Source organism: Janibacter sp. CoH_79_TC_3 (genome assembly GCF_058197955.1).
In genome coordinates, this window is sequence record NZ_JBXWIV010000131.1 from 1 (window position 1) to 256 (window position 256).

The window sequence follows — 256 nt, forward strand, 5'->3', positions numbered from 1 at the left end:
CTATCCAGCTAACAGCTTAACGCATTTTAACATTGCTTGGATCATCATTGGTATTTGTCAGCCAATTGCAACTACTTTATCAATTCCCGTTCTTTTAAGTAATTGGTTTAACCAAAAACTCGGCACAGTAATGGGTATTTCTCTGGGCCTATCCGCATTCGGTGGAACCATTTTTAACCCGATTATCGCAGATATCATTACTAAATTCGGCTGGCGTGGCGGCTTTATCGCAGAAGGTCTTTTAATTGGCTTGATC

At 40.6% G+C, this 256-nt stretch carries 1 pseudogene; it reads left to right on the forward strand.

What is annotated here, in order from left to right:
- A pseudogene (locus tag AC2FA3_RS15355) lies at window positions 1-256 on the forward strand (MFS transporter); the annotation flags it as partial.